Here is a 19,937-nt window from a genome sequence, read left to right on the forward strand (position 1 = left end):
GCAGAATATGGAACTTCCGCATTTCGCAAAATGGGGAATTCTCTATAGCGGAAGCATGACCCAATCCGTCGCACTTCTCGTCACGATTACGCTTACTTTCCTCGGCGCAGGCTTCGTCAAAGGCCTGACCGGCATGGGGTTGCCGACTGTCGCCATGGGTGTATTGGGGGCGTTGATCTCGCCGCTCACTGCCGCGAGCCTGCTGATTGTTCCGTCATTCATTACCAATGTTTGGCAGCTGCTGGCCGGGCCAAGTTTTCGTGCGCTGGCTCTGCGCCTGTGGGCGATGATGGTCGCAATCATCGCTGGAACGTGGATCGGCTCCTTCCTGCTGGTGGGCGGTGAAACGATCCTGACGGCGTCGCTGCTCGGCGCAAGTCTGGTCATTTATGCCGGATACACCCTTTTCGCCCGACAGTGGCAGGTATCGCGGCGGCATGAAGTCTGGCTGTCTCCGCTGATCGGTTTATTGACCGGCCTGATTGCCGGTGCGACCGGTGTGTTTGTGATTCCAGCCGTTCCCTATCTTCAGGCACTGGGCTTGAAGAAAGACGATCTCGTGCAGGCGCTGGGATTGTCCTTCACGGTATCGACGATTGCGCTGGCGATCGGGCTCTCCTCACATCAGGCCTATAGCGGCGATATCCTTCTGATTTCGCTCGCAGCTGTCCTGCCTGCGCTGGCTGGCATGGGGCTTGGGCAGCTTTTCCGCCATAAAATAAGTCCAGAACGGTTTCGCCTCTGGTTTCTTGTCGGGCTTATGCTATTGGGAGCGGAAATGCTGGTGAGGCCGATTTTCTTATTAAGCTTTCAATAGCGGAAGAATTTTCTTTTCTCATCCGAGACATGCGGATTTGCTTTCTTGTTCGCATATACCGGAGACAGGATACTCACGCTCCATGAATTGCGGGATCTGTTGCAGTTCCCGGGAAAGCTCGGAATAGACAGGCCGCCTCTGGCTGTAGTGTGACATGACACGACATAATCCTCCTGACCATAACGGAGCGCCTTGGTGGCGATTCCGGATGTTTAATCCGATGCTTGCTGGCGCAACGCTGCGCGAACGCGCCATTGCCTGTGTCGGTGCGCTGGTGGGCATTGCTCTCACCGGTTTCGTCTCGGGGCTTTTGTTGGGTAAGGGGCCATATCTGCCGCTGATCGTTGCACCCATCGGCGCTTCGGCGGTGCTGCTGTTCGCCGTGCCGAACAGTCCGCTTGCGCAGCCATGGTCGATCATCGGCGGCAATACGATTTCGGCGCTAGTGGGTGTGATTGTGGCCCAGTATGTCAGCGATCCGGCGCTCGCCATCGGTCTTGGCGTTTCGCTGGCAATCGCAGCCATGTCGGTCACCCGCAGCCTGCATCCGCCCGGCGGCGCTGCTGCGCTGACGGCTGTGCTGGGTGGTCAGGCGGTCGCCAGCTGGGGACTGTGGTTCCCGCTTGTGCCGGTCGGCTTCAATTCATGTCTGCTGGTGGGGCTGGGCATCCTGTTTCACAAGCTTTCCCGGCGCAAATATCCGCATAATGTGGCGGCTGCCCCGGTGAGCATGCACGCGACCAAGGACTTGCCCCCTTCCGTGCGGGCAGGCATCCGCGAAGAGGATATCGATGAAGCGCTGAACACACTGGACGAAAGTTTCGACATTGATCGCAACGATCTTGGCCGGTTGCTGCGGCAGGTTGAGTTGCAGGCATCGATCCGCGCGCATGGCGATCTGACCTGCGCCGATATCATGTCTCGTGACGTCATCAGCATTGGGGAAAACGATACCGCCGATCAGGCCCGTCATCTTCTTCTGCGCCATCGCATCCTGACCTTGCCGGTGACGGGCGCGGATGGGCGACTGACTGGCATGGTGGGCCTGCGTGAGCTGGTTCAGCCCGGTGAAAGCCTCAAGGATCATGTGGTCCCGGCGATCACGGCTGCCCCGGACGATGCGGCAATGGGCCTGCTTCCGGTCCTGACCGATGGTCTGACGCATGTGGCGGTGATCGTGGACGAGAACAGGTTTGTGGTCGGCGTCGTGTCGAAAAGCGACCTTCTCAGTGCCATTGCGCGCGTTCTGCCCCAAACTGCCCCGGTTTCCATCCGGGCCGCAGCTTGACATTTCGGCTGGCGTCTCCGAGTCCCCGCCGGAAATACCCTATTGAATAAAAAGCGGATTTTGGGCAGGGTTTACTCCCAAGACAATGTCGGTGAGTGAATATGTCCGTCCAGCGCGTAAGCTTCTATATTCTACTGGCGCTCGTCACGATCGCCTTCGCCTGGCTGCTCATCCCATATTACACCGCAGTCCTGTGGGCGGTCATTCTCGCCGTTATCTTCTATCCGGTTCAGCAATATCTCGTGCGGGTTCTGCGCGGACGGCGCAATCTAGCGGCTTTCATGTCGGTGCTGATGTGTATCTGTCTGGTCATCATTCCAATGCTGATCATTTTCAGCTCGCTGGTGCAGGAAGGAAACTCGCTTTACCAACGACTGAGCAGCCGGGAATTTGACCTGAACAGCTATATCACCAGCATTCTTTCCGTACTGCCGGATTCGCTGGAAGACTGGCTCAAGCGCTTTGAGCTTGGCAGTTTCGCCGAATGGCGCTCGCGAATTTCATCGACGATCCTACAAGGCAGCCAGCTATTCGCTGGGCGTCTGGTCAGCTTTGGCCAGAACACGCTGCAATTTTTTATCGGCTTCGGCATCATGCTCTATCTGCTGTTCTTCCTGTTTCGCGACGGTGCGGATCTTGGACGCAGAATCCGGCAGGCAATCCCGCTGAGCGATGACTACACGCGCCAGTTTTTGGAGAAATTCACCGCTGTTATCCGTGCGACGGTCAAAGGCAATATCATCATCGCGATCATTCAGGGTTTGATCGGCGGCGTCGCTTTCTGGCTGCTGGGCATCGAAGCCGCCCTGCTGTGGGGCGTGATGATGACCTTCTTTTCCATGCTACCAGCGGTTGGCGCAGCTCTCGTCTGGGTGCCTGCCGCCGTATGGTTCTTCGTCAGCGGCGACTGGGGCAAAGGCGTCATTCTGGTCCTGATCGGAACGCTGGTTATCGGTCTCGTGGATAATCTGCTGCGCCCACCGCTGGTCGGCAAGGGCACGCGCATGCCGGACTATGTGGTGCTGATCTCGACGGTTGGCGGCATTTCACTGGTCGGCATTAACGGCTTTGTCATCGGGCCGTTGATCGCCGCCATGTTTATTGCCGCATGGTCGCTGCTGGCCGAAGAACAGAAGGACAAGCCCATTGCCGCCGACAGTCCCAAACCAGCAGCGGCGAAGGCAAGACGCTCGAAATAAGGTCGCAGAAAGATCAGGCGACTTTGAGCGTTTCCACCGGCAAGCCGGTATCGGTCATCTTGTTGTCGATGCCGTTTTCATCGAGAAACTGCTTCATCTCCGCATAGGTCTCAAACCATGCGCGGTTGTATTTGTCGAATAGCGACTGATCCCAATAGTCTTCCAGACGGAACGGCTTGTCGCTGAACACGTCATAGCTCGGAATCTTGTAGGTCTCGGCAAATTCGGCGGTACGGCTGTCATAGGTGAAATAGACAGACGGCACGCCATTGGCGAGCGCCATCAGGTTTCCGTGCAGGCGATAACCAAGCACAAGCTGCTGCTGACGCACGAGGTTCTCATAGTCGGCCACAACATCGGAATAGAACATCTTGTTCCGGTAGAGGTTTTCGATTTCATCATCGAAATACCAGTCGGCGGTCCAGCGATGGCCTTTCAGTGCGGCGATGGCCTCTTCCTTCTGCTCGGGCGTGCCGAATACCATCTTTTTCTCGTCAATCTCGCCTTGCGCCATGAGGGTAACGTCGAAGCGCCGCGCCATTGTCTTGATGAGATCACGGTGGCGGGTGAGATATTGCTCAATGTCCTGTGCATAGGCAGGTGAAACCTCGCGGCGTACAGTGACGCCAACCTTTTGCACGCTGTCGAGCGGCGGCAGCTTGATGCGCAAATGCTGGTTGTTGCGGCGGAAGGCCGTGGGGCAACCGATGATGCGCACATTGCGAATGCCGATATCGTTCAGGACCTGCGCCGTATAAGCGCCGCGAACGCCGATGGAAACGGTCGAATCCGCGATGATGCGTAGCACGGCCTTGGTTTCTTCGGAAAGTTCCAGCGCACCCTTGGAGGGGGCCTGCGCGCCAATGCCAAAAGCGATGACGGGCAGTTTCAACCGTTGCAGGACGGCGATACTCTCGCGCCAGTTCATGTCCTTGTTGACATAGTTCGACCCGCGCAGGATGACATAGTCATATTCCTCGCGCAGTTGGTCGATCTTTTCCGGCGAATAAGCGGTTATGGGAAGCTCGGACGCCTTTTCATAATTCATCAGCTTGAGCGATGACTCGAACACGAAAGCATCGCCGATATTGTGATAGTGGTTGATGCTGCCCTGCACGTCGGTGTGACGATACCAGCGCACATTGTCGTGGTCATACACTTCTCCAGCGGGAATCATCACGAGGGCGCGGGGGGCACGGGCCATTCGGTTTTCCTTTAGTTGAGTTTAAGTTCAGACGAGCCAGGCTCAGCTTGCCTGAGAGAGGACAGTTTCACTCACTGTCGGCTTCGGTTTGCGAGGCTTCGCCTCGCGCAATCGGTTATAAAGGTCGAGATGTTCCTTGGCGCAATCCACATAGTGTACAGGACGACGGATGGAATTGTGAAGTCGATCCCATATGCTCGGCTCGCTTAGAACTTCCGTGAAACGGTCAGCCAGATCTTCAGCGCTGCGGACGCGGAAATGCAGACCGTCTTCACCGTCGCGGATTTTCTCGGCCATGCCGCCAATGTCGGAGCAGATCACCGGGCGACGATGATGCAAGGCTTCCTGAATAACGATGGGTGAATTTTCCCACCAGATCGACGGCATCACCACCCAATCGACCGATTGCATGAGACGCGGCATTTCCGAATTCTGGTAAGCACCATAAAAGCGCACGCGGGGACCAGCCTCTTCGATCAGTTTCTGCATGCGCTCCTGAAAGGCGGGCGGCTGCTTTTCCAGATTGCCGCCGAAAATCATCAGGCGGGAATCTTCGCCCCACACCTGTTCCGGCACACGCGATACCGCATCAACCAGCACATCTATGCCTTTGAACGGATTGATCTGGCCGAAAAAGGCGAAGCGGCTGCGGCGCGGGTTCGGGCCGGTCAGTTCGCGTGGCGGCGTAACTTCGCGGATGGCGATCCCATTTTCGATGACGGCCATCTTGTCGGGGCTCAGCCCCCATTCATGATAGCGGTTTGCCAGAAACTGGCTTGGCGAAATGAAGGCATCGGCCAGTTCCAGCATCCCGCGCACAAAGCGCTCGCGCTTGAGAAACCGCGCTGGCGGAACCTGCGGAAAGCAGGCGTGGCAATCGATGGGCGAGGCCTCGTTGCAAAGCTTCGAGGTTCCGGCTTTGACCATCTGGCCGTCATTGTTGCAGATCGACAGGAATTCATGGAACGTGACCAGAATAATGCGATCCGGCAAGGCCTCGCGGATTGCGTAAAGCGTTTCCAGTCCGAGTCCCATCACATGATGGAAATGCACGATATCCGGATCGAAATCGCGCACGAAACGCAGCAGATCGCGACGGATTTCGTCCGTGTTCTTGTTCGACAGGTAGAAGTGATCGTATTCGTCGGCATGAAACAGGATTTCGTCGCTGGCGCGGCGCATGCTCATCAATGCCGTCGTGCCATGACGCGGAATCGGGTGCCCGGCGCGGGCTAAATAGACCGACTGCACGCCGGGAATGGCGTTCAGGCCCTTGTGCAAATTATAAGATGCGATTTCACCGCCGCCGAGGGAAATCGACGGGTGGGCGTGCGATATAACCAGAACGCGGAGTTTGTCGCTCATGCGGGTTCCTCAATCGGTGCGCTGCGCCTGCCAGCAAGAATAGTCGACCAGCGCGCATCAAAGACCTGACGGTCGATCCGCTCGATCAATGCGATGGTTGATGCCCGGTCGGTGACAGACACATCGTCGGAGCCAAGCATTTGCGCTGATGGCAGCCAATAGGAGCGCAGGCCGGATTGTTTGAGTTTCAAGCCAAGGTCGAGGCCTTTTTCATGCGTGCCGAGATAGCCGCGCGTGAATCCGCCGACCGAAAACAACGCATCACGGGGCAGGATGCAGCATTCGAAGGTCGCGGTGGCGACTTCGGTAAGAGACATGCCGGAAACGGAATCCATCGGATAACCGGCATAACGGCTGATGAGGGCGCGATCCGATTGCGGGCCGGCAACCCAGGTTCCGGCCCAGCGGATGGAATCGTCTTCGTAAACGAGTGTCGGCGACAGTACGCAGTCGTGATGCGCGTCATAGGCCGTGACGAGCTTGTTCAACCAGCCTGCGCGTCGCGGCAACAGCGAACCTGCCAAAAAGACCACCTTGTCGGTTGTAACGGCGCGCGCGCCCACTTCCAGCGCATCGTAGAGGTCTTCCGAGCCGCTGGCAGAAACAAGGCGGATGCACAGACGATAGAAGTCGGCGAGCCTTCGAACCTGCACGCCGATGCGGTCGATGATTTCCGTCGCCGCCGAAATGACAATCGGCGCGATGCGGGTTTCGGGATCGAGTGCGAGCAGGGCCAGCAAAGGCTCGATCTCTTCTACTCGTTCATCGACGCCGATGATGATCGCCAGATTGGCGGCGTGATTGACCGCGTCTTCGAACGGGCCGAGATCGACCACGCCAAACACTTCTGGCGCCGGGCGGCTGACGCCGCTGAGCAGCGGAACAAGCTGCTGATCGACAATGTGGCGCAGCGCCCAGGCATTCGGGTCCGTCGCGCGTATCTGCCGGACAATCGCATCGCGTGATGTGACACGGGTCGGCGTCAGCGGATGAAAGGCGCGGCGTCCATCGCTGATGGCAAGCTCGATATAGAAGGGTGATGTGCTATCGCCCGCGAGTTCAGGTGCAAAGGCCACGAAACCATGCGCATGGCGGTTCGGGTCGAGACCGGCATTGAAGGGCGGCTGGTTGTCGAATTCGCGGGTGACGTCAGGCCGGTCATAACGGGTCCATGTGCCGTCGATCTGTATCTCGCCGCGATGGCGGCGCAGCTTGACGCTTTCCACATGGCTGTCGGGGTCGAGTAGCCAGCCGGAAACCAGTATGCCGCTGCCCTCAACACGGAACACATTGTCGATGCCAAGCCGCACCGGGAAAGGCAGGCCGGAAACGGTCTCGCCGCCGTCAAAGCGGTTGGCGGCGGAGCGCAGCCGGAGCAAAATATCCGTCGAACTGCGCACACGCGGCAGGATGGCGCGAATATGGCTTGGCGTCTCGCGCGATCCCGCCAGCAGCCTGCGATCATAGACTTCCGTGAAGCGCCAGCCGCGCCGCCCGCGAAACAACAGCCGTTCAATGTCGTTGGGCTCTACCGGCTCATTGGCAAGCAGCAATCCGGCAAAGCCCGACGCCTGATCGTTGAGATCGGGGCGCGCGAAAACGCTGATCGAACATTCCGCCAGTGAAGAGTTTTTGCCGCTGATGAGCAGTCGTGTGACGGCGGGCGTCAAATCCTGCGCCCAGCCCTGAACGAAAATCTCGCCTTCATCGCTGCCGCCAATCAGCTCGATACAGCCATCGGAGCGCGCACCCACCTGCAAAAGAACGGTGATGGCGGCAAGTTTCTTGCGTCCGATAGGACCGGAGATCAGCCCTTCCACCAGTTCATCGATGACCGTTGGCAGGCTCGGCCCGGCCAGATCGCCGATCATGGCGACGAAATCGGCCACAGGTGCTGCGCGCGAGGCGAAATTGTAACGCGCGACCTTCGCCTTGTGCTGGAACATGATCGTCTTCAAGATGCCCCGGCGCAAAATGCCGGTCGGCACAATCGCGACGAATCCATGGGTTCCGGCGGGCGACGGCTCCTTCAGCGGCCAGGTGACGATGTTCACCTTGACGCTCAATGCCGGATCGCCATTCAGAAAGGCAGTGACCTGATCGCCGGTCGCATTGCCGATCCCAAGCACGAGCAGAAGCGTATCCTCGATCACACAGCCGACAACCATCTCGCCTTCCATCATCATGGGCGGGCGTTCCGATGGTCGGGCAGGTTTTACTGCCGGTTGCTGCGTGGCGGGTCGTTCGTCTTGCGTCATGGGTTTCCCCTCAGCGCATCACGAAAAGCGTCAGGATAGCACCCGCGACGAAGCCCGCCATCACATACATCAGCATGAATAGCAGCTTCACGTCGCCACCGGCGCGTTTGCGCACGTCGTCAATGCGCTTTTCGAGCCCAGCGACCACACCATCCATGCGCATGATGTGCACGTCGAGCTCGGTCATGCGTTGATGCAGATCGGTGCGCAATCCGTCGACGGATGTGGCTATGTCCGCCATTTCGGCAGGCGCAGCGTTGCCCGAACTATCGAGCACCGGGGCTACGCGTTGCAGTGAACGCTGGTTGACCTGCAATTGGCGTTGCGCGGCCATCAGCATGTCGAGCTTGTCGAGAATGCGCGTCATCGGCGCTGCAATTAGCGCTTCGGCGGCCTGTTCGTCGGGCTTCGGCACACGCAGTTTCTGCTCATTGCCTGCCGCATTGGCTGCGACGACAACAAGTTCACCGGCGCGGGCAGCCGCGAATTGCGGCAGCATCACTTCGAAAGCATGCAGGCCGTCGCCGATGCCGTTGCGCTTCAGGTCGGGACGTTCCTTGTCCGCCGGTGCTTCCGCGATGGGTTTGTCATCAAGAAGAACGCGGATCAAAAGCCGTTCCGTGGGCGCTCCGGGATCAAACGCCCAGCCGTAAAGGCGGCCTTCCTCGATGGCGTCAACGCGTCCTTTCATGGCTTCTGTCCTCTGAGGTGCGGCAGATGCAGTCTGTGCTGCTGCCGGATTTGCTGCCCCTTCGGCTGGAACTTTGGTCGCGATGTTCATAGTGTACCTCTTATGCTGCCTCGACACGGGTCGTTCGCAGTGTTCCGATCAGATCGAGATAGCGCGATGCCGTCGTGTCGATAGTGTCCGGATGGCGTGCATTGCGGCTCAGCGACTGACGCAGCTCCGGGTTTTCCGCCATACGACGCATGGCTTCCGCCAGCGCCTGCGGATCATTGGGCGGAACGGTCAGTCCGTTCACGCCGTCCGTAATCATTTCAGCCATGCCGCCGATATTGGAGCAGATGACCGGGCAATCCTGTCCCTGCGCTTCCTGAATGACGAGGGGCGCATTTTCCCACCAGATCGACGGCATGATGGCGCAATCGACGGTGCGGATAAGCTGCGCGATATCTTCACGCCGATAGGCGCCACGCCGTTGCACGAAGGGGGCCGTGTCAGAGAAAAGCTGGTCGATCTCGCTGACAAAGCTCTCGCTTTGAAAGGGTGCCGCACCATGCACGCGCAATTCGAAATCGAAACCTTCATTGATGAGTTGCTGCGCTGCCCGGAGCAGAACCGTCGCGCCCTTCCATGGGTTCAGATTGCCGAAATAGCCGAAGACAGGCTTGGTTCTTGCGCGGCGCGGGGTGTCGATAGCAGGGCGCTCCGGCTGGCCGTTGGGAATGACGCTGATCAGCTCTTCCGACAGGCCCCAGTCAACATAACGCTGTTTCAGGAATTCGCTGGGAGACACGAAGGCGTCGACAGCGCTCAACAATGATTTGATATGGCGCTCGCGCAGTACGAATTTGTCGAGCGCTATGTCCTTGAAACAGGCATGACAGCGATCCGGGCTGGCGCCGTAGCAGAGTTCCTTGCCGGTCGTACGCACCATCAGCCCGTCATGGTGACAGATCGGGTAATAGTCGTGCAATGTCAGGACGATACGGCAATCCGGCAATGTGCGGCGGACGATATGCGGAAATTCTGCGCCCAGCAGCAACAGATGGTGAAGATGCACCACATCCGGGCGAAAATCCTTCAGCAGTTCCACAATGTCCGGCACGATGCCGTAGAGATCGACCTGGCTCAGGTTGAAACGGTCAAAATGACCCGACCAGAGCAGGATTTCATCGCCGCCGTTACCTATGCTCTGAAAGCTGGTTCCCGGGCGTTCCTGACGGTGAATCTTGTTGGTGGCTCCCAGAAACAATGCTTCGCAACCGGCGCGCTGATAGGCGCGGAACAGGTCATGCGCGAAGATTTCCGTCCCGCCGGGATGCAGCGAGGGGTGATTATGGGCAGCAACGAGCATGCGTTCGGCCATCAGGCAGCGCCTCCGCGTGTTGCGATGAAGAGGTCCTGATAATGGTCGGATGCGATCCCGCGCCAGTGACCGAAGGATTTCAGTTCCAGCGACAGGCCGACACCTGCAAGGGCGCGATCCATAAAGCCGTTCTCAAAGCCGACGGCGGCAAGCGGCGGAAGTTCCGGCACATACCAGCAGGGCCCCGCACCGCTGCGTTCGAAACTGAGGCGCGGATCGCGTTTGCCATGGCGATCGCGCGCGGCAATATCATCCACGACAAACGCCGTCATGAACAATTTGCCGCCGGGCGCCAGCACGCGCGCGATCTCCCGCAGATAGACTTTGACTTCGTCAGCGTCGAGATGTGTCACCACCGATGTCATGATGACGAAATCGACGCTCTTGTCGGGAAACGGCAGAACGAGGTGAAGGCCATCGACAGCGCCACGCGGATTATAGAGCGCATGGGCAATGTCGATATGTTGGAACTGAAAGTTCGGATAAAGCGCGCTGATATGCTGGCGACACCAGCTTGTCCCGCCCGCAACCGGGTCGATGCCCGCATAACGACCTTTGGCTGGGTCGAGATATTGCGTCAGTGGCACCGCCATGCGCCCGATGCCCGAACCGATATCGAGAACGCGCGCGTCGGGCCTGAGGCCACCTTTGCGGATGAAATGTCCGAGAAACTCGGCACCGACAGCCCGGAAATCGCCGTCGCCGACAAACACGCTGTTGGGGTCGGGAGAGGGCAGGAAGCGGTTCTTCAAGACGGCGCGTGTCAGCCAGCCGATCTGTTCTTCGGGGATTGGAAGTTTGGTTTCAGGCTGTTTCAGCGCTACCACGTCGGTCAAGCGACGCTCCTTTCATATTTGGCATCGATCACATTGGCCGACGGCGCGGTCTGCGCTTCGTCTTCAGGCGGAGCCATCAGGTCGGTGATGTCTTCATCCCAGCGCTGGGTATGCAGCCAGGAATTATATTGGCTGGCGAGACCACGCATATAATCGGCGCTGCGGCGGATCGAGCGCCGCTCGAAATGGTAGAGCGCCACGGCAGGGTCGTAGTAGACCTGAAAGCCGAGCTGGCGGATTTTCAGGCAAAGATCGCTGTCTTCATAGTCGCCGATCACATAGTCTTCAGTATATCCGCCGACGAGATCCAAGATATCCTTGCGGGTTATAAGGCAGGCACCAGTAACGCCGGGCACATCGCGTCCCACAAGGGCAGGAGCATAGCTGCCGGGCATGCCCTTGTAATAATGATGGTTGAGCCAGACGCCGTGGCGGTCACGAGCGAAATAGAGGCCCGCATGCTGGAGCGAGCCGTCTTCGAACAGCAGGCGAGGGCCGATAGCTCCAAGCCGCTTGTTATCGAAGAGCGGTTGCAGAAGCTGTTGCAGCCAGCCGTGCTTTTCCGGCACGACATCAGAATTCAGCATCACAATGGCGGTGCCCGTTGCTACGCTTGCACCGGCATTGCAGGCGCGGGCATAACCGCCATTGCGGTTCATGATGACAAGGCGAAACGGCAGATCGTGCAATATATGCAGGCCGCCCAGCATATGCTCGGTGTCGTCGTGTATTTCCGGCGAATCGAGAACGAAAATCAGTTCGGCATTGCGGACGATCCATGGATCGGTCGCCATGGCCGAAAACTGGAAGCGCAGAAAATCGAGATTGCGATAAAGCGGAATGACGATTGAGGCGACCGGATTGGCGGGTATCGTGCCGAAATCCTTGACCTCCGAAATGCGCACGGTTGCGCCGAGCTTCTTTTCCACTTCGGTCAAGGCCGGGGCGAGAATGGTCTCGAACACCTTCGGGCGGGCATGTTGCGGCGGCACGGCGCGCAAGATGCGCTTGCGCTGCTCCGCCGGTTCGAATGGCTGCGGGGCAGGAACAAGCGGCGCGGTTGCACCGGATGTAAGCCGCATCTGGAAACGCGGTTGCAGAAGTGGGCCAAGGTGCTTGGCCGCAGGCAGCCACGCGACGAAACCCGTCACATCGGCCTGCGGGGCATCTTCACGCTTGGCGATCTTGCCGGGGAATTTGTGGAAATGGGCTTTCAGCGAAATCGCACTGCCATTGGCCGGCAGATATTCGATATCGCCCAGCATGGCGGAGGGATCGTGATACCACCCGCCAACGATCAGCCCGTTATCCAGTGCAAGCGCGAGATCGATTTCCGCTGCCGGGTTATGGCTTGCGGATTGCGTGATCTGGCGCACCGGAAGAGGCGAACGGCTTTGCAGATCGATGGCGACCGCAGGGCCGCTTGTGCCGAGTTTGGCGAGTTCGCCAACCAGAAATTCGCGCAGATCGGCATTGCCTTGCCATTTGGACCACCATTTGCCGAAATCCATCGGCTCTGACGGGCCATCGGCGAGTTTGCGGATCGCAACACCTTTTTGTCCTGTTAGGACGAACAGAAAGGATGATGGCAGATCCTGTGGCGATTCGACCAGAAGATGGCAGGGTTGCCACGCCTTGCGTGATTGCTGTCCGACCGTGAAGCGCGGCGGGATGACGATGACGCTTCCATTACTGACGCCATAGATGGCAGAAATTTCGCCCAGCATCGGGTCAACGGCGGTTTCCAGTAGATGATGCCCCGCAACCGGCTGGCCACAGTTCTGGATATCGCGCGGTTCCGGGGTCAGCGCCAGCGTGATGTCACGGACGAGGGCTGCAAAAGTCTGATTGCGCGACAGGCGAAACGCGCTGCGCCACGTGGAGAGAATGGTCGAGAGCAGCTTGATATGCCCGGGCAGCGTCAGGTCCGACAGGATGCGCTCGCTATCAAAGGATGCAAGTTCGTTGGCGGGGTAGAGAACGGTCTGAACAGTGGGGCCGAGGGAACCCGCAGAAAGCGCAAACTCGACCGGCTCGCTGCCGGTGCGCATGGCCCAGAACATACGCGTGCCGCCGCTTTCCAGCGGAATGCCGACGCTCAGCAGAGGCACCGGCTGAACAGGCATTTCGAGCGCGCATTTGGTCGACTGGCGTGCCGGGCTTGGAATATCCCAGGCAATCACTGCAATATCGGCGCAAAGACGGCAAATCGAAAGGTTTTCGGGTTTGCTTTCCCGGAGGTCGCGCGAGCCGATATCGCTTGCCCCGATGCCGCTTGCAAATTCCGCCGAATGGTCGAGGTTCAATGCGAATACCCTTTCATTCTTGTCGGATGCAGGAATTCAACAACAAGCCCGCATTCTGATCCGAAAACTGGCAGTCACTTTTCGGAATTCGCTTCAAAAGAAAACGTGCCCGGCGGGAGGCTGCCGGGCACGCCATCATTGGTTCAATCAGTGAACGGTGAAGTACTGGTCGGGATGCGACTGTACGTCGTCGGCACTGGTGTTCACGAGGGTAACGCTGTCGCCATTGCCGAGATCGACAACGACATTGCCACCAACCTGCGTGACGCGATCGGCAAGATCGTCCGCGGACGAAATGTCGAGGCCATTGATACCCTTCTGAATCTGAAGGATGTCCTCGCCAGGATTGAAGTCGAGAATGACGTCGTTTCCGCCGCCACCATTGAACAGGAACGTGTCGCTCCCGTTGCCCCCGATAAGGATGTCGTTTCCGGCGCCGCCATCAAGGATGTCGTTGCCGTTGCCGCCATACAGGATATCGTTGTGCGCGCCGCCATAGAGCAGGTCACTGCCGTTGCCGCCCTGGAGAATGTCATCTCCATTGCCGCCAAACAGCACGTCGCTGCCATTGCCGCCGCTCAGGACATCGTTTCCTTCATTGCCGTAAAGAATGTCATTGCCATTCTCGCCGAATAGGGTGTCGTTCCCCGTACCGCCGAAAAGAATGTCGCTGCCATTCCCACCGAAGATGGTGTCATTGCCATCCCCTCCGAAAACGAGATCATCACCGCCATGGGCACGGATGAAATCGTCAAAGCGGGAGCCGAACAACACGTCGTCGTAGGCGCCGCCTTCTAGAGTGGCCATCTGCTTCTCCTTGTGTTCCGTTGGGTTTCACAAGCCGGAATGCTCCGACCATTATGCTCGTAGTAGTCTGATACGTATCTTTGATAAATACAACATCGGAAAATGGTATAATTATAGAAATGCCGTGTAACAATTTATTACGGAAAATTTATATTCCAGAATTGTGAACTTCTTTTAAAATTACTTTTGTATCAAATATAATTTGTATTTGGATTATATTTAAGCGCAAATTGCTTCAAAATTTGAAACGTCACGGAATTGTCAAGAAAATGCCTGTTTTTCAAAACGATGCCGCCGCGCATCGTTTCCAATGCGCGGCGGCGATAGAATTTGAAATTGCGTACTTAATTCAAACTATACTGTAGAACGCATTTTCTAAATGTCCGGGTAAGAACGCGCAGTTTCGACCTTAATCCTCGCGGAATGCGCGGTTCAGACTGTCGGTGATCGGCGAAACAATATAGTCGATTGCGCGGCGTTCCTTGTGCACGATGATGACTTCGGCGGGCATGCCCGGATACATACGGGCTGTCGGATTGGCGGACAAAGAATCCGGATTAATCTCAGCGCGGGCCACGAAATAGGCCGTGTTGGTTTTGTCGTCGATCGTCTGGTCGGCGGCGATATAGGTCAGTTTGCCATCGAAGGGCGCCATGGACCGCTGATTATAGGCAGTCAGCTTGATCTGCGCCTTTGAACCCACCGCAACGCTGTCGATATCGTTGGGGCTGACTTTCATTTCCACCAGAAGCGGTTCATTTTCAGGAACGATATCCATGATCGCTTCGGCGGGAGAGATGACCCCGCCCGGTGTGCGCAGGCGAATATTGGCGACGATGCCGTCCTGCGGGGCGAGCACCTCAACGCGACGCATCACGTCTTTCGCCGCGATGATCTGCTCTTCCGCGTCAGAAAGTTCGACCTGACTGGTCGTGATTTCACCGGCAATCTCCGATTGCAGGTCGCTTTCAATGCCGGAAAGGGCGAATTCTGCGCCTGCCTTGGCTTGTTCGGCTTTGGCCTTGTCGCCGGTATATTCACCCCGGTCGCCCGCAAGCTGGCTCAACCGGGTCTCGATTTCGGTCAGCTTGGATTTCTGCGCAAAGCCTTTTTCGACCAGGCTGGCGATTGCCTTGCGTTGCTCTTCGATCAACGCGATCTGGCGGTCGGTGGCGGCGATCTGCGCCGTCGATGCCTTGGCCTGTTCGGTATATTGCTCGATGGTTTTCTGCTGAATATCGATCTTGCTACGCTTCTGGGTCTTCCGCTTTTCGAAGAAGATCTGCTCGGCGCGCATGGCATTTTCTGCGTTCTCGCCACCTTCCGCGAATTTATCGGGGAAGGTGATTTCGGTTTCACCGGCCTGCTCGGCCCGCAGGCGCGCCAGTTTGGCGATGAGGCCGATCCGACGGCTTTCCAGCGATTTCAGCTGTGAGCGGGCCTTGGTGGCATCGAGACGAAGCAGTGGTTGGCCAGCCTTGACCAGATCGCCTTCCTGCACCAGCAACCGGTCGAGAATGCCACCTTCCAGATGGCTGATCGTCTTGCGCTTGGAATCGACGATGACGGTTCCGTTGGCGACAGCGGCACTGCCGAGCTCGGCAGAATAGGCCCAGGCGAAGAAGCCGCCAAAAGCGACGCCGATAGTGGCGAGGCCCGCGATGATCAGGCGGCGCAGCGGAGACTGGTTGTCCTCGCGTTCCAGATCATAGGCCCATTCGGGTTTGACGCTGCCGAAGCGGGTAAGTGCCGTGTGGTCTGACGATTCTGCACGCGGCGCGAGCAAATTCGAAACACGGCGCGGAATGACGGATTTTCCGGTCATGAGTTTACGGCTCCTGCCTGCGGATTATTGTTGCCGGGCGTCAGCGACGCCACAACGTCGGTGCGCGGGCCGAACTGGGTGATACGGCCGTTTTCCAGCACCAGCAGCTTGTCGGCAACCTGCATGATGGTCGGGCGATGGGCGATCATGATGACAATGGCACCGTCGTCGCGCGCATGTTCGATGGCGCGCATCAGGGCGCGTTCGCCGATGGCGTCGAGATTGGAATTGGGTTCATCAAGCACGATCAGACGCGGGCGATTATAGAGGCAGCGCGCAAGGCCGATGCGCTGGCGCTGGCCGCCCGAAAGCGTCAGCCGCCCATCACCGACCGGCGTGTCGTAGCCGAGCGGCATGCGCCCGATCATCTCGTGCACATCGGCAAGACGGGCGGCTTCCAGCACACGATGTGGATCGCTGTCGCCCATGCGCGCAATGTTGTCCTTGATTGTGCCGTCCAAAAGCGAAACCGACTGCGGCAGGTAACCGGCGATCTCGCCGAACGAACCGCGCTCCCAAAGATAGACATTGTTGCCGTCGAGGAAGACACCGCCCGAGGTGGGTTTAACGATGCCGATCAGCAGGCGCGCAAGTGTGGATTTACCTGCAGCCGAGGGGCCGACGACGCCCAGCACTTCACCGGGCGAAATTGAAAAGGAGATGCCCTTGATGATCGGAACTTCAACGCCGGGCGCGGCATAAATCAGCTTGTCGATCACCAGATCGCCATTGGGGCGCGGCGTCGGCATGGTCTGGCGCACGGCGAGGTTTTCAGACAGGAGCGACTGAACGCGCTTCCAGCTTGCTATGGCGCTGACCCACTGACGCCAGTTCTCAACGATGCGGTCGAAAGGCATCAGCAGGCGACCGATGATGATGCTGGTCGCGATCATCGCGCCGGGGGTGATTTCCTGCTGCATGGCAAGCAGCGTACCGATGCCGAGCGAAGCAATCTGGATGATGAAGCGCGCTGTACGTGCAATAGACGACAGGGCTTTCACGCGGGTGCCGCCGAGGTCGAGCACTTCGAGCGCCTGCATCTGCACAGTGCGCCAGCGACGGGCGAGAGCAGGCAGCATGCCCATAGCCTCGATGACTTCCGCGTGGCGCAGGCTGCTACCGATTTTCGTCACGGCTTCGATATTGGCCTGATTGGCCTCCTGAATGAGATTACGCGTCAGGAGATCGGTCAACAGACCGCAGGCAACCAGAATGACGACCGCTATCACGCCGATCACGCCGAGCATCGGATGGAGCAGAAACAGGACGCCGAGGAAGATCGGCGACCATGCCGCGTCGAGCGGGGCATTGATGGCGGGCGAGGTCAGGAAGCCACGCAATTCGGTCAGGTCGCGCAGGGTCTGCGTCGCTTTCGGCAGCCCCTGATCGACCGAGGCCTGAACGGCGGCGGTCAACACGGCCAGGTTGAGACGGCGCACAAGCGCGGTGCCCATGGCCTGAAACGACAACGCCCGGATAAACTCCAGAACGCCGAATACGATCATCGCGCCGACCGCGAGAATCGTCAGCATGGTCAGTGTATCGAGACTGCGGCTGTTCAGGACGCGGTCATGAACCTGCAACATGTAGAGCGGTACGGTGAGTTGTAGCAAATTGATACAGGCACTTAAAAGCACCGCATAAAGCAGCCCTGACAGGAACACGCGCCGGGCCCGGTAAATTAGGCTTTTCGGCGAAATCCCCACTTCATCGGTGGCTTTTTTGCCGACGGAGCTCTTGCCATTTGGGTTCTTTTGGCCAGTATCGTTCATACGCGGTCTGCCTTGGTATGGTCACAGGTCGTGGATATCCCTAAAGAGAGTCACCCTTCTATCAGTATTATTCAAGTAATACCGCTCAGAATGTGACGGAAAAAAGTTATTACGGCGGGGAAATGCGAAAGGAGACAAGAAAATCTAATTGAAAATTTCTTCAAAATTTGAAGTAAAATTGAAAATGGAGAGTAAGAGATGCAAAAACTTCTGCACGAGGGAGTGGAAGTCGAAACATCAATTGACGGATACTCAGCCGTCGATTTTCCTGAAGTAACCGCCGAGAAACAGGAACGCAGAAATCCGGTGCATACAGTCGTTATTACACATTTCGAACTGGCCCGGATGATTGAAAGAGTGAACCGCCGCTTTGTGAGCCTTCTGAAGACGGAGCTTACCAAGCTGGGGGTAGAGGACATTGGCCCGGCACAGACGCTTGTTCTGATGGCGATCGGCGATGTTGAACTCACTGTGGGTGAACTACTGGATCGCGGGCATTATGTCGGGTCCAACATTTCCTATTATTTAAAGCAGCTTACCGATGGTGGTTATGTCGATCGTGTCGCCTCCCAGCGAGACAAAAGGTCGGCGCGCATTCGTCTGACAGACAAGGGCGAACGCCTTTGCATGAACCTGAGAAACGCCAGCAGGGACTATCATCATATCCTTGCTCGCGATGACGATGATCTTAGAAATCTCGAAATCGCATACCAGACTTTACACAGGCTGGAATTGCTGTGGGGCAACGCCGCACGGTATGGCATTTGATGTTGATCGACGAAAAACGACCAAAAATCGTACACGTTTTGTGACATGCATATAGCTTTTGTGCACAGACGTGGATTTGGTCAGTTCGCTGCTTTCGCCGGACATCTGGCCGAGAGCGGACATGATGTAAGCCTGATTTGCGAAACGGTGGACCGTCGCCTCCCTGCGGTCCGCGTCATTCGCCACAGAGTTGAATCTGGTCCTCGCACCGATGGTGCGATGGCCAGATATCTCGAGGTTCCGGATCATCATACCCGGATCGGTTACCGTGTCGCCGAAACGCTTGAAGCGATGGCGCGACACGGTCAACCGCCGGACATAGTCATCGGTCATATCGGCTGGGGCAGCATGATGTTCGTCAAGGACGTGCTGCCCTCGACGCCGGCGCTTGGCTATTGCGAATTTTTCTATCGGGCGCATGGTGCGGATGTCGGCTTTGCGCCCGACGACAAGCCTGATGTGGAGATGCGGAAGCGGCTGCGGCTTAGAAATATGGCGCAGCTCGTCACGCTTGAAAGCATGGATGGCGGTTTCAGCCCGACACACTGGCAGAAGAGCTTATATCCGAAGGCTGTGCAAAATCGCATCGCCGTCGTGCATGAGGGCGTCGATACCAAGGTTTTCTATCCCGACCGCCATGCATCTTTGCAGCTAACCGACGGTCGCGTTTTGAAGGCCGGAGAATCGCGCGTCATCACCTTCGTGTCGCGCGATCTCGAACCCTATCGGGGCTTCCCGCAGGCGCTGGAGGCCGCGGCGAAAGTCATTCGCCAGAACAAGGACGCCATCTTCGTCTTCGTCGGCGGAGACGGGGTCAGCTATGGAACGCCGCCGCCGGGTGGAGGATCATGGCGCGAACATCTGGTGTGCAATCACGACTTGCCGCCCGACAGGGTGGTGTTTCTGGGGGCCATCCCCCATGCAGATTTGCGCAAGCTCTACCAGATATCGACAGCGCATATTTATCTGACCTATCCGTTCGTGCTGTCCTGGTCGGTGATCGAGGCCATGGCGTGCGGCGCCCTCATCATCGGGTCCGACACGCCGCCGGTGCGCGAGGTGATCCGTGCCGGTCAAAATGGTCTGCTTGTTCCATTTTATGACACGGATGTGCTGGCTCAAACAGTGCTGGATATCCTAGCCCACCCCGATGCTTGCCTTCAAATGCGCGCGGCGGCACGCAGAACCGTCGAAAATCGCTTTCGGTTGTCGGAATGTTTACGTCAGCAAAAAACGTTGATCGACGCAGTATTGAATGTTCGATGAGCAGTATGTGGCGACAATCGGGCATTCAAGGGTTTGTTTTATAATATAATAGCCCGCAATTCTGCGTATTTACGACGTATAATGAATATAGATGCATATTGTTTCAAATTTTGAATTAAACCGCTTCCAATTATTCGCAATATTATCATATAGTTGATGCTATATCCCTGTTGAC

At 57.6% G+C, this 19,937-nt stretch carries 15 protein-coding genes; 5 read left to right on the top strand and 10 right to left on the bottom strand.

Annotated elements, in window-relative coordinates; translation table 11 throughout:
• Positions 1-55: 55 nt before the first annotated feature.
• From D8666_RS16645 to D8666_RS16655, 3 genes are all read left to right on the top strand, one after another.
• Positions 56-817 (top strand): sulfite exporter TauE/SafE family protein, encoded by a 762-nt coding sequence (locus D8666_RS16645; RefSeq protein WP_109367997.1) that lies wholly within the window; start codon positions 56-58, stop codon positions 815-817.
• Between the two features lie 154 nt (positions 818-971).
• Complete coding sequence (locus D8666_RS16650) at positions 972-2,105, top strand: HPP family protein (protein WP_109367456.1); 1,134 nt, start codon at positions 972-974, stop codon at positions 2,103-2,105.
• A 101-nt stretch (positions 2,106-2,206) separates the two neighbouring features.
• Positions 2,207-3,304, top strand: a complete 1,098-nt coding sequence (locus D8666_RS16655; protein WP_109367455.1) for an AI-2E family transporter — start codon at positions 2,207-2,209, stop codon at positions 3,302-3,304.
• A gap of 13 nt (positions 3,305-3,317) precedes the next feature.
• Here the strand turns inward: D8666_RS16655 and D8666_RS16660 are convergent, their stop codons facing one another.
• From D8666_RS16660 to D8666_RS16705, 10 genes are all read right to left on the bottom strand, one after another.
• A complete protein-coding gene (locus D8666_RS16660) occupies positions 3,318-4,508 on the bottom strand; it encodes a polysaccharide pyruvyl transferase family protein (RefSeq protein ID WP_109367454.1) in 1,191 nt (396 codons plus the stop codon).
• A 42-nt stretch (positions 4,509-4,550) separates the two neighbouring features.
• A complete protein-coding gene (locus D8666_RS16665) occupies positions 4,551-5,873 on the bottom strand; it encodes a glycosyltransferase family 4 protein (protein WP_121538815.1) in 1,323 nt (440 codons plus the stop codon).
• On the bottom strand, positions 5,870-8,131 hold the full coding sequence (locus tag D8666_RS16670; protein WP_121538817.1) for a glycosyltransferase family 2 protein: 2,262 nt from the start codon (positions 8,129-8,131) through the stop codon (positions 5,870-5,872). Before D8666_RS16670 ends, D8666_RS16665 begins: the two co-directional genes overlap by 4 nt.
• A gap of 10 nt (positions 8,132-8,141) precedes the next feature.
• Complete coding sequence (locus D8666_RS16675) at positions 8,142-8,912, bottom strand: hypothetical protein (protein WP_109367451.1); 771 nt, start codon at positions 8,910-8,912, stop codon at positions 8,142-8,144.
• A gap of 10 nt (positions 8,913-8,922) precedes the next feature.
• Entirely contained in the window at positions 8,923-10,182 is a 1,260-nt protein-coding gene (locus D8666_RS16680) for a glycosyltransferase family 4 protein (RefSeq protein WP_109367450.1), read from the bottom strand.
• Positions 10,182-11,018: a class I SAM-dependent methyltransferase gene (locus D8666_RS16685; RefSeq protein ID WP_109367449.1), complete on the bottom strand. Its 837-nt coding sequence runs from the start codon at positions 11,016-11,018 to the stop codon at positions 10,182-10,184. The genes D8666_RS16680 and D8666_RS16685 overlap by 1 nt, the downstream gene beginning before the upstream one ends.
• Positions 11,015-13,324 (bottom strand): glycosyltransferase family 2 protein, encoded by a 2,310-nt coding sequence (locus D8666_RS16690; RefSeq protein WP_235858988.1) that lies wholly within the window; start codon positions 13,322-13,324, stop codon positions 11,015-11,017. Before D8666_RS16690 ends, D8666_RS16685 begins: the two co-directional genes overlap by 4 nt.
• A 147-nt stretch (positions 13,325-13,471) precedes the next feature.
• Entirely contained in the window at positions 13,472-14,131 is a 660-nt protein-coding gene (locus D8666_RS16695; protein WP_109367448.1) for a calcium-binding protein, read from the bottom strand.
• Positions 14,132-14,540: 409 nt separating this feature from the next.
• Positions 14,541-15,956: an HlyD family type I secretion periplasmic adaptor subunit gene (locus tag D8666_RS16700; RefSeq protein ID WP_109367447.1), complete on the bottom strand. Its 1,416-nt coding sequence runs from the start codon at positions 15,954-15,956 to the stop codon at positions 14,541-14,543.
• A complete protein-coding gene (locus tag D8666_RS16705; protein ID WP_109367446.1) occupies positions 15,953-17,728 on the bottom strand; it encodes a type I secretion system permease/ATPase in 1,776 nt (591 codons plus the stop codon). Before D8666_RS16705 ends, D8666_RS16700 begins: the two co-directional genes overlap by 4 nt.
• 198 nt (positions 17,729-17,926) lie before the next feature.
• On the opposite strand from D8666_RS16705, the gene D8666_RS16710 reads away from it, so the two are divergent.
• Positions 17,927-18,496 carry a MarR family winged helix-turn-helix transcriptional regulator gene (locus tag D8666_RS16710; RefSeq protein ID WP_109367445.1) on the top strand — a complete coding sequence of 190 codons (570 nt, stop codon included), beginning with the start codon at positions 17,927-17,929 and terminating at the stop codon, positions 18,494-18,496.
• Between the two features lie 45 nt (positions 18,497-18,541).
• Entirely contained in the window at positions 18,542-19,762 is a 1,221-nt protein-coding gene (locus D8666_RS16715; RefSeq protein WP_109367444.1) for a glycosyltransferase family 4 protein, read from the top strand.
• The last annotated feature ends 175 nt before the right edge of the window (positions 19,763-19,937 follow it).

The sequence above is a fragment of the Ochrobactrum soli genome, assembly GCF_003664555.1.
GTDB classification, from domain to species: Bacteria; Pseudomonadota; Alphaproteobacteria; order Rhizobiales; family Rhizobiaceae; genus Brucella; species Brucella teleogrylli.

Coding starts and splice junctions, on each gene's coding strand:
- D8666_RS16655 (WP_109367455.1), top strand. CDS start 2,207: ATGTCCGTCCAGCGCGTAAGCTTCTATATTCTACTGGCGCTCGTCACG.
- D8666_RS16645 (WP_109367997.1), top strand. CDS start 56: ATGACCCAATCCGTCGCACTTCTCGTCACGATTACGCTTACTTTCCTC.
- D8666_RS16710 (WP_109367445.1), top strand. CDS start 17,927: ATGCAAAAACTTCTGCACGAGGGAGTGGAAGTCGAAACATCAATTGAC.
- D8666_RS16680 (WP_109367450.1), bottom strand. CDS start 10,182: ATGGCCGAACGCATGCTCGTTGCTGCCCATAATCACCCCTCGCTGCAT.
- D8666_RS16660 (WP_109367454.1), bottom strand. CDS start 4,508: ATGGCCCGTGCCCCCCGCGCCCTCGTGATGATTCCCGCTGGAGAAGTG.
- D8666_RS16650 (WP_109367456.1), top strand. CDS start 972: ATGACACGACATAATCCTCCTGACCATAACGGAGCGCCTTGGTGGCGA.
- D8666_RS16700 (WP_109367447.1), bottom strand. CDS start 15,956: ATGACCGGAAAATCCGTCATTCCGCGCCGTGTTTCGAATTTGCTCGCG.
- D8666_RS16715 (WP_109367444.1), top strand. CDS start 18,542: ATGCATATAGCTTTTGTGCACAGACGTGGATTTGGTCAGTTCGCTGCT.
- D8666_RS16670 (WP_121538817.1), bottom strand. CDS start 8,131: ATGACGCAAGACGAACGACCCGCCACGCAGCAACCGGCAGTAAAACCT.
- D8666_RS16665 (WP_121538815.1), bottom strand. CDS start 5,873: ATGAGCGACAAACTCCGCGTTCTGGTTATATCGCACGCCCACCCGTCG.
- D8666_RS16675 (WP_109367451.1), bottom strand. CDS start 8,912: ATGAACATCGCGACCAAAGTTCCAGCCGAAGGGGCAGCAAATCCGGCA.
- D8666_RS16695 (WP_109367448.1), bottom strand. CDS start 14,131: ATGGCCACTCTAGAAGGCGGCGCCTACGACGACGTGTTGTTCGGCTCC.
- D8666_RS16705 (WP_109367446.1), bottom strand. CDS start 17,728: ATGAACGATACTGGCCAAAAGAACCCAAATGGCAAGAGCTCCGTCGGC.